Source organism: Corynebacterium hansenii (genome assembly GCF_030408795.1).
In the GTDB taxonomy this organism is placed as follows: domain Bacteria; phylum Actinomycetota; class Actinomycetes; order Mycobacteriales; family Mycobacteriaceae; genus Corynebacterium; species Corynebacterium hansenii.
The window spans coordinates 1,724,787-1,738,322 of record NZ_CP047211.1 but is presented as its reverse complement, the minus strand read 5'-3'; the positions used below and the strand labels follow the sequence as shown (position 1 = coordinate 1,738,322).

Here is a 13,536-nt window from a genome sequence, read left to right as displayed (position 1 = left end):
CGAAGACGATGGATCGGGGGGATCGGCCCTTGGCAACTGATCGGAATGTCGGCGTCCGCACGCCGGCGGATGCCGCGCGGAAGGTGGCCGAGGCGTTTTTCGACCACCTGGCCGTGGAGCGCGGGGCGTCGGCGAACACGCTCGGCGCGTACCGCCGTGATCTGGCGAAGTACCTTGATTTTCTCGGTGGGCTGGGCCGGGATGACCTGCGCGCGGTCACCGAGTCCGACGTCGGGGCGTTCGTGGCGCACCTGTCGCGCGGCGACGCCGACGCCGGGCAGCCGCCCATGGCGGCGTCGTCGGTGTCGCGTGCCCTGTCGGCCGTGCGCGGGCTGCACAAGTTCGCGCTGGGCGAGGGCGACGTCGACGTCGACGTGGCCGCCGCCGTGCCGCCGCCCAAACGGGGCAGCTCGCTGCCGAAGGCGCTTCGGGTCGAGGAGGTCACGGAGCTCATCGACGCGATCCCCGTCGGAGAGGCCGCCGACATCGCCGACGTCCGCGATCGGGCGCTGGTGGAGCTGCTGTACTCGACCGGTGCGCGCGTGTCGGAGGTGACCGGCCTGGACATCGACGACCTCGACCGGGAGGAACGCCTGGTGCTGCTGCGCGGCAAGGGCGGCAAGGAGCGCATCGTGCCCGTCGGCGGGCCGGCGATCGAAGCCGTCGACGCGTGGCTGGTGCGCGGGCGGCCCGGGTGGGCGCGGTCGAATTCGGGGCCGGCGCTGCTGGTCAATTCGCTGGGGCGGAGGATGTCGCGGCAGTCGGCGGCGAACATCCTGGCGTCGGTCGCCGAGCGCGCGGGTCTGGCCGGGCGGGTGTCGCCGCACACGCTGCGGCACAGCTTCGCCACCCACCTCCTGGAGGGAGGGGCCGACGTGCGGTCGGTGCAGGAGCTGCTGGGGCATGCGTCGGTGACGACCACGCAGATCTACACCATGGTCACCGCGGATAATCTGCGCCGGGTTTGGGCGGGTGCTCACCCGCGGGCGCGGTGAGCGCCGGTACAGTGGTCGCGAGAGGGAGTGTCCGCTCCCGGCGCTGATCGGCGCGTCCATGCCGATCGCGCCGCAGGTCAAGGAAGAGGGGTTGACGGTGGCTGAGTCGGGCTTGTTCGACGCGGAGGGCATGCAGGTGGGGCTCACCGGCCGTCCGTTGCGCGAACTGCCGGAGCCGAAGCCGCTGGAGTCCCATGGCCCGGCGACGATCCTGGCCATGTGCAACCAGAAGGGCGGCGTGGGCAAGACGACGTCGACCATCAACATGGGTGCGGCGCTGGCCGAGTTCGGCCGCAAGGTGCTGCTCGTCGACCTCGACCCGCAGGGCGCGCTGTCCGCCGGACTGGGCATCCCGCACGAGGACCTGGATCTGACGGTCTACAACCTGATCATCGATTCGGACACCGACGTCCGCGACGCCATCCACCACACGACGGTGCCGGGGTTGGACCTGGTGCCCGCGAACATCGACCTGTCGGCGGCGGAGATCCAGCTGGTCAACGAGGTCGGCCGCGAGCAAGCCCTGGCTCGCGCGCTGCGGCCCGTGCGCCGCGACTACGACTTCATCATCGTCGACTGCCAGCCATCGCTGGGGCTGCTGACGGTCAACGCGCTGACCATCGCGCAGGGCGTGATCATCCCGATGGAGTGCGAGTACTTCTCGCTGCGCGGCCTGGCGCTGCTGACGGACACCGTGGGCAAGGTCCGCGATCGCCTGAACTTCGACCTCGAGGTCCTGGGCATCCTGGTGACCATGTTCGACCGCCGCACCCTCCACGCGCGCGAAGTGATGGAGCGGCTCGTCGAGGTATTCGGCGACAAGGTCTTCGACACCGTGATCACCCGCACCGTCCGCTTCCCGGAGACCTCCGTCGCCGGCGAGCCGATCACCGCCTGGGCCCCGACGTCGCAGGGCGCCGACCAGTACCGCGATCTGGCGCGCGAGGTCATCGAGCGCACCGGCGGGTAGGGGGCGGCCAGTGCTTTCCGACGAGCCCGTGCAGGAGGAAATCACCGGTTTCCGGGTGGCGCTGGCCAACTTCACGGGGCCGTTCGACCTTCTGCTGCAGCTGATCGGGAGCAAGAAGATGGACGTCACCGAGGTGGCGTTGGCGGCGGTGACCGATGAGTTCATCGCCTACACTCGCAGCCTCGATGCGGTGGGCGACCTCGACGAGATCACCGAGTTCCTCGTCGTCGCCGCAACCCTGCTGGACCTGAAGACCGCGCGCCTGCTGCCCCGCGGCGACGTCGACGACGAAGAGGATCTGGCGCTGCTCGAGGCCCGCGACCTGCTCTTCGCCCGTCTGCTGCAGTACCGGGCCTACAGCCGCGTCGCCGATCTTTTCGCCGACTGGGCCCGCGTCGCCCCGCACCGGTACCCGCGTGCCACGGGCCCCGATCCCGGGTTCGAGGGGCTGCTGCCCCCGGTCGAGCTGGGGATGGATGCGCAAGAATTCGCGGAGTTCGCGGCCGTCGTCATGCGCCCGAAGCCACCGGAGGAAGTGGGCATCGGACACATTCACCAGGTGGCCGTGTCGGTGCCGGAGCAGGCGGGGCGCATCCTCGACGCGCTGCGGCTGGCCGGCGAGGGCACGTGGCTGACGTTCACGCAGCTGACGTCGGAATGCCGCGTATCCATGGAGGTCGTCGGGCGTTTTCTGGCGCTGCTGGAGCTCTACCGCGCCAAGGCGATAGAGGCCGAGCAGGAGGAGGCGCTGGCGGAGATCACCGTCGCCTGGACGGGCCTCGACGTCGACCCGGCCGTCGTGGCGGCGGCGAACTGGGAGTAGGGCGGCTTTTGGCCGATGCCGGCCGGGAACCCGCGGTGGGAATCCATCACCCCTTTGACAGAACCCAGCGGGCCTGGCTGACGCCCCCCGGCACCGTCATCTCCGGGCATGAACCGGTTCCGCATCGTCCGCGTCGGCCGGGGCACCATCCCCGATCCGATCGCGGTTGCGGATGGCGGCGAAGCAGATGACGGCGCACATCGCGGAGAACCCGGCGGCCATGAGAAGGACGACCGAGAGACCGCCGGTGAACATGTCGATGGCGTCCTGCAACTGGGCGCCGTCGAGCACCTTCGCCAGGGTGTCGAGGCGTCCCTCGGATGCGGCCTCGCGAACCTGTTCGGGCGCCCAATCGAGCTTGTCGACGTGGGAGGAAAGGACCGCGCCGAAGATGGCGACGCCGACGGCGGTGCCGAGCGGGAACGCCGTGTTGGTGGCGCCCGTGGCGGCACCGGAACGGTCGGCCGGGGCAACCGCGAGCGCGAGGTTCATCATGTGCGGCATGGCCACGCCGGCGCCGATTCCGATCACCAGCAGCGGGAAGATCGAGGTCTTCCAGGTGAGGCTCGGGTCCATGATCAGGCCCAGCCACAGCAGTCCGACGCCCGTGATGACCATGGCCGCACCCGTCACGAGATTGAGCTTGCCGGTCTTCTCCAGGGCGGAGGACGGAGCGGCCACCACGACCATCGGCAGGGCGAGGGCGAGCAAGACGAGGCCCACTTGAATGGCGGTGCGGCCCTGCACGCCGGAAAGCCAGAACACCAGGTAGGGTAGAACGCCGAAGGTCACGAGCCGCGCGGTGAACGAGAGGATCATCGCCGCGGTGAATGAGGGCACCTTGAACAGCCGCAGATCAAGCAGCGCGTCGTCGCCGAGGCGCACCTGGAGGATGACGAAGGCCGCGAGCAGCGCGACCGCGGCAATGGCCGCGATGATGACCGTGGCGGACGCCCAGCCGTCCTTCGGGCCGGACACGAGCGCGTAGTTCAGGGCGAACAGCCCCATGGCGACGAGAACGGTGGACGACCACGAGACTTTCGCGGAGTTGCGGGGCGTGTCGGGGGAGTGCCGGCCGATGAGCACCATGGCGACGATGGCGATGAGGCTCACGGGCAGGTTGATGGCGAAGATCCAGCGCCAACCGCCACCGCCGACGACGAGGCCTCCGAACAGGGGGCCCAGGGCTGCGGCGCCGGCACCGGCGGCCATGAATGCGCCCACGGCGCGGGCGCGGCCGGCCTCGTCGCCCACGTGGGCGTCGGCGATGATCGGCATGCAGGTGGCGAAGACCATGGTGGCGCCGATCGCCTGGACGACGCGACCGAAGATCAGCCAGTCGGTGGTGGGCGCGGCGGCGCAAAGCAACGAAGCGACGCCGAAGATGACGTGCCCTGCGATGAAGAGGCGGTGACGGGGCATGTGATCGGACAATGCCCCGACCCCCAGCAGGAGCGCGGCGAAGACGAGGACGTAGCCGTTGACGATCCACTGCGCATCCGAGAGGTTGGCCGATAGGTCTCCGGTGATGTCGGGCAGCGCAATGGTGACGACGGTCATGTCCAGCGTCATTATGGCGGCCGATAGTGCCACTACGGCCGTGATCCATCTGGAGTGCATGAACTTCCTTTCCGGGATTGTCGTATTCGTGGGGAACGCAATGAAAATTGAAACGCGGAGTGGGGCGGAGTTGGCCCCTGGGAATTGTTGGTTGGCTTTCCGGATGGTGGGCGCTTTCGCGAATCCGGGCGTTGTGCGACCTATGGAGGCGAAGGTAGCCTCACCTTACTATGCGGGCAATGGGTGTTTCCTCCGAAGGGGATGAGGTGCGGCAAGTCTGCCTCGGCCATGCCGGTGGCGCTGCCGCCGATCATTGGGGGCGTCGGGCGGTCGAAGCTTGCGTGGCGTCATCGCGCACGGTGCGGCACCAATCCGTCGGCGGAAGAAACGTCGACGACATGACTCGAAACGATGAACGACAGATGAAGGGGGTTCTTCCATGAGCACGCCTGAAGCGGCGACGGCCGAGCGGGTGCAGGAGGAGCAGAGAACCGGGCAGAGGGAAGACGCGGCATCGGCGGGTGCGGTCACCCTGCGCACCATCGAACCGGTCATGCCGTGGATCGTGGTGGCGGTGGTGCTGCAGGTCCTCGGCTCGGTGCTGTCCGCGGTGCAGTTCCTCGCGCTGGCGGAGCTCGCGGTCAGGCTGGTGAGCGGCGGTGCGGACTGGGATGCCTCGAAGGGGCCGCTTTTCCTGTTCCTCATCGCGTTGGGGTCGTCGATCGCGCTCGGCGCGGTCGCCCTGCTGATTTCCCACATCGCGGACGTCGACCTTCAGGCGCGTCTGCGCCTCGGGTTGGCGGCGAAGCTGGCGCGGCTGCCCCTCGGCTGGTTCGACGAGCGATCATCGGGCCGCGTCCGCCAGTTGATCCAAAATGACGTGGACTCGCTGCATCAGCTCGTCGCGCACACCATCGTCGAGCTCGTCGCCGGCGTGTGCACTCCCTTGGCGAGCCTGGTGGTGTGTTTCATCCTGGACTGGCGCCTGGGCCTGGTGGCGGTGGTTCCCGCGGTGCTGTACGCCGTCGTCTACGCCGCACTGGCGCCCCGGTCGAACGCCCAGGTGATGGACAGGATCCATGAAGGGCTCGCCGGGGTGTCGGAGACCATCGTCGAATACGTCAACGGCATCGCCGTTTTGAAGATCTTCGGCAAGGCGGGCCAGGGGTCGCGCCGGTTCACCGAAGAACCCGAGAGCTTCCTCCGCGAGTTCGCCGACATGATCCGCCCGCAGATGCGCGCCCATTCGGTCGCGGTGGTCTTCTTGTCCGCGGCGACGGCCGGCGTCATCGAGGTCGCCTTCGGCCTGTGGTTCGTCCATGCCGGGTGGAGCCGGCCCTCCGATCTGCTGGTCGTGACCATCATCGCGATGCTGTTGCCCGCGGCCATGCAGACGGTGGCGGCGAGCAACCGTGCGCTCGAGCAGGCGATGGACGCGGCCCGCCGCATCTGCGAGATACTCGACGCCGACGAGCTGCCGGTCGCCGACGCCCCGGTCCGGCCGGACGGCAATGCGGTGGAGTTCGCGGATGTCACGTTCGCCTACGATCCCGGCAACCCGGCCGTCGTCGGGGTGAGTGCCACCATCCCCGCCGGCGGCGTCACCGCGCTGGTGGGCCCATCCGGTTCCGGCAAATCCACCGTGGCCGCGCTGGCCGCGCGTTTCCGCGACCCCGACTCCGGCACCGTGCGCATCGGCGGAGTGGACGTGCGCGACATTGATCCGGAAGTGATGCGCCGGACCGTGGGGACGGTGTTCCAGGATCCGCAGCTGCTGTCGATCAGCATCGCGGACAACATCCGCCTCGCCGTCCCCGACGCGACCGACGACCAGGTCCGCGATGCCGCCCGTGCCGCCAACATCCACGACCGCATCGAGGAGCTGCCGCGCGGCTACGACTCGGTGGTCGGGCAGGACGCGCGTCTTTCCGGCGGCGAGGCGCAGCGTGTGGCGATCGCCCGCACCCTGCTCGCCGATACCCCGGTGCTGGTGCTCGACGAGGCGACGTCGGCGACCGACCCCGAATCGGAGGCCGCCGTGCAGGAGGGGCTGAACCGGCTCACCGCCGGGCGCGCCGTCCTGGTCATCGCCCATCGGCTGACGACCGTCAAGGATGCGGACCGCATTCTGGTCATGGACGGCGGGCGGCTGGTCGAGCAGGGCACCCACGATGAACTTCTCGCCGAAGACGGGCTCTACGCCCGCATGTGGAAGGACATGGAATGATACGCGCACTTATTGCCCTGTCCGGGGGCGCGGACCGGACCCTCCTCATCCGTTCGGTGATCTTGGGGCTGCTGTCCGGCATCGCCCAGGGCGTCACCGTCCTGTGCATCATCCCGGTGCTCACCGCGGTGTTCCGCGGCGACTGGTCGGACGCGGTGCGGGCTCTGATCGTCCTCGCCGTCGTGTGGCTGATCCATGCGGTGCTCGTCGGCGTGGCCACCTGGTCCGGGGTCGCCGGATCCCTCGGGATCATCCGGTCGATGCACCGGGGTCTCGGCGGCCGTCTGGTGCACCTGCCGCTGAGCTGGTTCAGTCCCGAGACGCAGGGCCGCGCCTCGCACACCGCCGTGCGCGGGACCATGTTCGTGGCGACGGCGGCGATGGACGTCCTGGTGCCGTTGGTGGGCCATATCGCCATGCCGGCGACCATTGCGATCCTCACCCTGTTCATCGACTGGCGGATCGGCCTCGCGATGATCGTCGCCGCTCCCGTCCTGTGGTTGACGTCGGGGTTGGCGTCGAAGTGGGAATCCGCCGGTGAAGAGCGCGTGCGCAGGGTGCGCACCGATACCGACCTGCGGTTGCTGGAATTCGCCGGTCGCCAGGAGGTGCTGCGCGCCGCGGGCATCGCCGACGACTATCCGCCGCTGACGCGGGCCGTCGAAAAGCAGCGGGCCGCCGGCCGCAGCGCCCTGTGGCTGTCCCTGGGAGGGATGGTGCTTCAGGGGTTCGTCATCCAGACGGTGCTGGGCTGCGTCGCGGCGCTGGCGGTGTGGACCGCCGCGGGCGGTTCCGATCCCGTTCGCGCGGTGGTTCTCGTCGGCCTGGTCACCCTGTCGGCCGGTCCGTTGCGGATCGTGTCGTCGCTGCAGACCGCGCTGCACCAGTCCGAGGCCGAGATCGACGACGTGCGCGAGCTGTTGGAGACCCCGACCATGCCGGAGCCGGCTCAGCCGACGCCGTTCCCGCCGACCGCCGACATCGAGTTCGACGACGTCACCTTCGGCTACGGGACCGGCGACGACGCCCCCCTCGTCCTCGACGGCGTCAGCGCCCGCATCGGGGACCGCTCCTCCACGGCACTGGTGGGGGCATCGGGTTCGGGCAAGACGACGCTCATGCGGCTCATCGCGCGCCTGTGGGACGTCGACGGGGGAGCGGTGCGCATCGGCGGGGTCGATGTGCGCGATATGGCGACCGAAGATCTTTACGAGCACGTTTCCATGATTTTCCAGGACGTGTACCTGTTCGACGACACGCTGTGGGCGAACATCGCGCTGGGGAGGGAGGACGCCTCCCGCGACGAGATCCTCGATGCCGCCCGCCGCGCGCACGTCACCGAGATCGCCGACCGGTTGCCCGATGGCTGGCGGACGCGCGTCGGGGAGGGCGGTCAGCTGCTCTCCGGCGGTGAGCGTCAGCGCGTGTCCATTGCCCGCGCGCTTCTGCGGCGGGCGCCGGTGGTGCTGTGCGACGAACCGAGCAGCGCCCTGGACCCGTCGACCCGCCGTGCCGTCACCGCTGCCCTGGACGATCTGTCCCGTGATGCGACCGTCGTCGTGATCGCCCACCAGCTGGAGACGATCCGCGGCGCCGACCGCATTCTTCTGCTTGCCGACGGCCGCATCGCCGCGTCGGGCACCCACGATGAATTGGCGGCGTCGGATGAGCGCTACCGGCGGTTTTGGTCGCTGCGCGAGGATGCCGGCCACTGGAACATCGGCGTGGAAAGGCAAGGCTAGGCATAGTGATAGTCAAGTAGTTAACATTCCAAGGAACCACCTATGCGAAAAGAAGCAACGGACTCAAGGAGTGCAATGCCAACGAAAAACGACGTCAATCGGGAATCGGCGAAGGGAGCGGTGAAGGGAGCGTCTACGGGCAGCGAACTCGTCGCCGTCGGCGTATTCACGGTGATCATCGCGGTCATCAATTTCCTGTGCAACATCATCGGCGTATTCGGGCCGCAGATCCAGCCGTTCGGCGCCGTGCTCGCCGTCATCATCATCGGCATCCCCTTCGCCCTGTTCATCCGGCGAATCAATCACTTCGGCCCGGTGACCGTCATGGCCACGCTGTTGGCGCTGATCTTCACCCTCTTCGGCCATCACCTCGTGTCGGTGCTGTTCGCGCTGGTCTTCGGTTTGATCGCCGATCTGATCATCCGCAGCGGCAATTACTCCGATCCGAAACGCACCATCGTGGGGTACGCGTTCTTCGGCATCTACCCGATGGGCAATGTCCTGCCGCTGCTGTTCATGCGCGACGACATCCTCGCCCGCTACACGCAGGGCGCCAACGCCGAGTGGGCGCGGGCCTTCGGCGAATTCCTGTCGACTCCGATGGTGCTCGCGCTGACGGCGATCTGCTTCGTGGCCGCCCTGTTCGGCGGATGGCTGGGGCAGCGGGCGCTGCGCTCCTACTTCTCCCGCGCGGGTCTGTGAGAGCCACGCCGATCGAGAAGCTCGATCCGAGGGTGGCCCTGATCGGCCTCGTCGTCGTCGACGCCGCGCTGCTGACCGTCGGAACCGAGCTGATGGAAATCACCGGTGCCGTGGTGGCGGTGATCTGCCTGGTCGCCGCCCTGCGGCCGGTCGCGGCCATCGCCATGGGCCTGGCCGAAATGCTGGTGCTGGCCCTCGGCCATGTGGTCCTGCCCGCCGCGGAGGGCACGACCGCGGAGGTCCTGACGGTGCTGCTGTTCGCCATGAGCTTCACGTACCGCTTCGCCGTCGTCAGCGTCATCGCCTGGGCGGTCATCGGCGGCGTCACCACCGGTGGCCTGCAGGCGTTCCTGGGTTGGGCCCGAGTGCCGCGCATCCTCGCCGTGCCCTCGGCGGTGGCCGTCCGTTTCCTCCCCGTCGTCGTCGACGACGCGAGGACGATCCGCGACAATCTGGTGCTTCGGGGAGTCGTCTCTTCCGGGGCGTCGCTGCTGTTGCATCCCATCATCGCGGTGCGTCACGCGGTGCTGCCGCTGGTGGCCACGTCCCTGCGCACGGGTGACGAGCTTTCCGCCTCCGCCCTGCTGCGCGGCCTGGGGTCCCGGCGGAAGCCGACATCGGTGGTGGAGTTGCGCGTGGGGTTCCCCGACGTCGTGGCGATGGTGATCGTCGCGGTCGTCGTGGCGTTGGCGGTGAAGGAGAAAATCGGATGATCGAGGTGAAAGATCTCAGCATCACCGTCGAAGCGCCGGGTGAGACCGGCGGGGCGCAGGGTTCGGCCGTCGGGCAAACCCCGGAAGCGGTCACCGCAACGTTGCTGGAGTCGATCGACATCCGGGTGCGACCCGGTGAGATGGTGCTCGTCACCGGTGGTTCCGGCTCGGGCAAGTCATCTCTGGTCAATGCGCTCAACGGTTTCATCCCGCACATTCGCCCCGCGCGCATCGGCGGCGACGTGAAGGTCGACGGACTGGAGCCGGCCGAGGTCGAATTGGCCGAAGCGGGACGGGTGGCGGCCACGGTGTTCCAGAACCCCCGCACCCAGTTCTTCGCCACCGACGTCCTTTCGGAGATCGCCTTCGGCGCTTCCAACCAGGGTGTGCCGCGGGAGGAGATTCTGCGGCGCATCGACGCCGCGGCGGATCTTCTCGACCTCGCCCACCTGCTCGACCGGCGGATGGGGGAACTGTCCGGAGGGGAGCGCCAGCGGGTCGCTCTGGCGTCTGCCGTGGTTTCGCGCCCCAGCCTGTTCCTGCTCGACGAGCCGACCGCCAATCTCGACGACGCCTCCACCCAGGCGGTCGCCGAGGCCCTGGCCCGCCTGAAGGGTGCCGGTGCGACGATCCTCGTTGCCGAGCACCGTCTGCATTACCTTCGTGGCCTGGTCGATCGCGTGGTCCAGCTGCGCAACGGGCGGGTGGTGGCCGACTGTCCCGCGGCCGAGTTCTGGGAAATGGGCGAAGGCGAGCGCCGTGACGCGGGGTTGCGCAGCCTCGTGGCACCCGCTTCGGATCCGTTGCCGGCGCCTCCCGCCCCGGCGGATGCGGGCGGACTGGAGCTGCGCGGTTTGTCGGCGGTGCGCGATGGCCGGCGGCTGTGGACGATCGACGAGGCGACTGCCCCACGCGGTGCGATCACCTGCGTCACCGGCCCGAATGGCGTGGGAAAGTCGACGCTCGTGCAGGTGCTGGTGGGATTGTGCCGCGCCGAGGGTTCCGTCGTCTTGGACGGGAAGGCGTTGTCGCGCCGCGAACGGCGCCGCCGCTGTTCGGCGGTGATGCAAGACGTCAACCGCCAGCTTTTCGGGGTTTCGGTCACCGAGGAGCTTTCCCTGGGCCGCGCGAAACCGTCTGCCGAGGAGTCCGAGGCGGTTCTCGCCGAACTCGGGCTCGGGGGCATGGGGGAACGGCACCCGTTGAGCCTTTCCGGCGGGCAGCGGCAGCGCCTCGCCGTGGCGACGGCCGTGCTCGGCGGGGAAGAAGGGCGCGGGGCCGATGTGATCATCTTCGATGAGCCGACCTCGGGCCTGGATTTGCGGGCGATGGAGAGCATGGCCGGCGTGATCCGGCGTTGCGCGGACCGCGGCGCGGTGGTCGTCCTGGTCACCCATGATCGGGAATTGGTGGACATGGTCGGGGACTTCGAGTTCCCCCTCACCGCGGGTTAGGCCTCGCCGCGCGTTCGGCCGCGGCGGGAACGTCCGCGGCCGAACGCGCGGCATCATGATCGTCGCCGCGGCATCATGACCGTCACAGCAGCATCATGATCAGCACCTGCGCCGCGACGATCTTGCCCACCATCGCCACCGGATACACCGTCGTGTACCCGCGGGCGGCCAGGTCGGTGCCCGAGGCGGTGTTCAGGTACGCGATGACCGCCGGGTTGGTGGTGATGCCCGCGGCGACGCCGATGGATTCGTCGAACGTGAGCTTGCGCCACGCCATGAGCAGGGCCACGGTCGCGATCGCGCTGACCAGCGTCACCACCAGGCCCAGCCCGATGTACAGCAGGCTCGTCGGGTCGGTCAGCGCGGAGCGGAAGCCGGCGCCGGCGGTGGTGCCGACGCCCGCCATGAACAGCGCCATGCCGAAGCCCTCGAGGGTCTTCGTCGCGTGGTACGGCAGCTGCCACCGCACCGGCCCGGTCCGGCCGAGCGCGCCGAAGACGAGGCCGGCGATGATCGGGCCGCCGCCGAAGCCGAGCGACAGGGTGCCGCCGCCGGGCATGGGGATGGGGATGGCGCCGAGCAGCAGGCCCAGTGCGAGGCCGAGCGCAAGTGGCAGCAGATCGGGCGTGGCGAGCGACTTTTCGGAGTCGCCGAGGAACGTCCGGATGGCCTCGATGCGCTGTTTCGGCGCGACCACGCGGACGCGGTCGGACAGCTGCAGGCGGTCGTCGTTGGCCGGCACGACGTCGGCGTCGCCGCGGCGCAGGCGCGCGATGGTGAAGCCGTGGTCCTCCAGGATGCGCAACTCGCCGATGGTGCGCCCGGCGACATCCGGGTTCGACACGGCCATGCGGGTGTACTGCAGATCCGACTCGTGCGGGTCCATCTCGATGCGTTCGCCGAGCTTTGCGACGGCCTTGTCCAGCTCCTCGGCCGTCCCGTTGACCATGATGGAGCAGCCTTCGGCCAGGACGTCGTCGGATTCCGCCAGGCGCTGGTTGGATGGTTCGCCGTCGGCGCCGACGTCCGCCACGCGGGTGGTGATGATCTTCGCGCCGGTGAACTCCGGCACCTGGGCCACGGTCAGCTCCCGGCCGGGGCCGATGCAGATGCCGGCGTAGTGGAGCTTCTCCGTCAGCACGCCCTCGGCCTTGGCGTCGGCGATGTGGTCCACGCGCAGCAGACGCGCGCCGACGGCGGCGACGATGATGATGCCCAGGACGCCGCCCGGATACGCCAGCGAGTAGCCGACGACGGCCGACGACGCGGCCGCCGGGTCCGCGCCCGGCGGCAGCAGGTCGGGCACTGCGGCGAGGATGGCGGCCATGCCGGGCGTCGACGATATGGCGCCGACGAACATGCCGGCGCCGGGGATCGGGTCGGCACCGGAGAATTTCACCAGCGCGAACGCCAGCGCCGTCAACCCGACCAGCAGGAACGCGACGATGACGTTGAGCGCCAGACCCCGGCTGCGCAGGGTCCGGAAAAACGCCGGCCCCGCGGACAACCCGATGCAGTAGACGAACAGCGCCAGCCCGAATTGATACAGCAGGGGCGGCATCTGGATGTCGGGGTTGGCCGTCGACAAGCCGATGGCCACGAAGAGGATCGCCGCCGACCCGAGGCTCAGTCCCGCTACGCGGATGCGCCCCAGCGCGAATCCGACGGTGAGGATGACGGCCAGGGCGAGCAGTCCATTGGAAGCTAGGAATGCGAGCACGACCACCAGAGTAGACCCATCGCCGGATACACTGCCGCCATGAACCTGCCCCAGATCGACCCCTTGCGCGCCGCCGTGGAAAGTGTCCTGCTCGTGGTGGATTCGCCGGTGGCGCCGATGGACCTCGCCCGCGCCCTCGACGTCGAGCCCGCCGCGATCCGGGAGGTTCTGGGGCAGATGCGCGACGAATTCGAGGCCCGCGGCTCCGGCTTCGATCTGCGCGAGGTCGAGGGCGGGTGGCGCCTGTACACGCGGGCGGCGTACTCCGACGCGGTGGAGGCGTTCCTGCTGGACGGCACCCAGACCCGGCTGTCGCGCGCGGCGATGGAGACCCTGGCCGTGGTCGCCTATCGGCAGCCGGCGACCCGCGCCCAGGTCGCGGCGGTGCGTGGCGTCAACGTCGACGGCGTCATGCGCACCCTGCTGGCGCGCGGGTTGGTCGCCGAAGCGGGGGAGGACCCGTCGACGGGCGCCCACCTGTACGTGACCACGAACCTGCTGCTGGAGCAGCTGGGCATCGAATCGCTTGATCAACTGCCGGATCTCGCGCCGTTGCTGCCGGACGTCGACCTCATCGACGAACCGGATCTGCCCTAGCACGGTCGCCCGAATCGGGCGCCGTAAACGCCG

The 13,536-nt window shown here is 69.1% G+C and carries 11 protein-coding genes; 9 read left to right on the top strand and 2 right to left on the bottom strand.

Features of this window, described 5'->3' with window-relative positions:
- The first annotated feature begins 29 nt into the window (after positions 1 to 29).
- The 3 genes from CHAN_RS07590 to CHAN_RS07580 all read left to right on the top strand — a co-directional run bounded on the left by CHAN_RS07590 (position 30) and on the right by CHAN_RS07580 (position 2,788).
- Complete coding sequence (locus CHAN_RS07590) at positions 30 to 995, top strand: site-specific tyrosine recombinase XerD (RefSeq protein ID WP_290288187.1); 966 nt, start codon at positions 30 to 32, stop codon at positions 993 to 995.
- A 97-nt stretch (positions 996 to 1,092) separates the two neighbouring features.
- Complete coding sequence (locus tag CHAN_RS07585) at positions 1,093 to 1,965, top strand: ParA family protein (RefSeq protein ID WP_048743131.1); 873 nt, start codon at positions 1,093 to 1,095, stop codon at positions 1,963 to 1,965.
- A gap of 10 nt (positions 1,966 to 1,975) precedes the next feature.
- Positions 1,976 to 2,788, top strand: coding sequence for a segregation and condensation protein A (locus CHAN_RS07580; protein WP_193388847.1), 813 nt, complete (start codon positions 1,976 to 1,978; stop codon positions 2,786 to 2,788).
- A gap of 96 nt (positions 2,789 to 2,884) precedes the next feature.
- Here the strand turns inward: CHAN_RS07580 and CHAN_RS07575 are convergent, their stop codons facing one another.
- On the bottom strand, positions 2,885 to 4,408 hold the full coding sequence (locus tag CHAN_RS07575) for an MFS transporter (protein ID WP_290288178.1): 1,524 nt from the start codon (positions 4,406 to 4,408) through the stop codon (positions 2,885 to 2,887).
- A 379-nt stretch (positions 4,409 to 4,787) separates the two neighbouring features.
- Between CHAN_RS07575 and CHAN_RS07570 the strand changes: the two genes are divergently transcribed.
- The 5 genes from CHAN_RS07570 to CHAN_RS07550 all read left to right on the top strand — a co-directional run bounded on the left by CHAN_RS07570 (position 4,788) and on the right by CHAN_RS07550 (position 11,186).
- Positions 4,788 to 6,575: an ABC transporter ATP-binding protein gene (locus tag CHAN_RS07570; protein ID WP_290288175.1), complete on the top strand. Its 1,788-nt coding sequence runs from the start codon at positions 4,788 to 4,790 to the stop codon at positions 6,573 to 6,575.
- Positions 6,572 to 8,317: an ABC transporter ATP-binding protein gene (locus CHAN_RS07565; protein WP_290288169.1), complete on the top strand. Its 1,746-nt coding sequence runs from the start codon at positions 6,572 to 6,574 to the stop codon at positions 8,315 to 8,317. Before CHAN_RS07570 ends, CHAN_RS07565 begins: the two co-directional genes overlap by 4 nt.
- Before the next feature lie 75 nt (positions 8,318 to 8,392).
- A complete protein-coding gene (locus CHAN_RS07560) occupies positions 8,393 to 9,019 on the top strand; it encodes an MptD family putative ECF transporter S component (protein WP_290288166.1) in 627 nt (208 codons plus the stop codon).
- Complete coding sequence (locus CHAN_RS07555) at positions 9,016 to 9,732, top strand: energy-coupling factor transporter transmembrane component T family protein (protein WP_290288163.1); 717 nt, start codon at positions 9,016 to 9,018, stop codon at positions 9,730 to 9,732. The genes CHAN_RS07560 and CHAN_RS07555 overlap by 4 nt, the downstream gene beginning before the upstream one ends.
- Positions 9,729 to 11,186 (top strand): ATP-binding cassette domain-containing protein, encoded by a 1,458-nt coding sequence (locus CHAN_RS07550; protein ID WP_290288160.1) that lies wholly within the window; start codon positions 9,729 to 9,731, stop codon positions 11,184 to 11,186. Before CHAN_RS07555 ends, CHAN_RS07550 begins: the two co-directional genes overlap by 4 nt.
- An 82-nt stretch (positions 11,187 to 11,268) precedes the next feature.
- Here CHAN_RS07550 and CHAN_RS07545 read toward each other — a convergent pair whose 3' ends face one another.
- On the bottom strand, positions 11,269 to 12,906 hold the full coding sequence (locus tag CHAN_RS07545) for an aspartate:alanine exchanger family transporter (protein WP_290288156.1): 1,638 nt from the start codon (positions 12,904 to 12,906) through the stop codon (positions 11,269 to 11,271).
- Between the two features lie 39 nt (positions 12,907 to 12,945).
- Between CHAN_RS07545 and scpB the strand changes: the two genes are divergently transcribed.
- Positions 12,946 to 13,503, top strand: coding sequence for an SMC-Scp complex subunit ScpB (gene scpB, locus CHAN_RS07540; RefSeq protein ID WP_290288153.1), 558 nt, complete (start codon positions 12,946 to 12,948; stop codon positions 13,501 to 13,503).
- Positions 13,504 to 13,536: the final 33 nt, after the last annotated feature.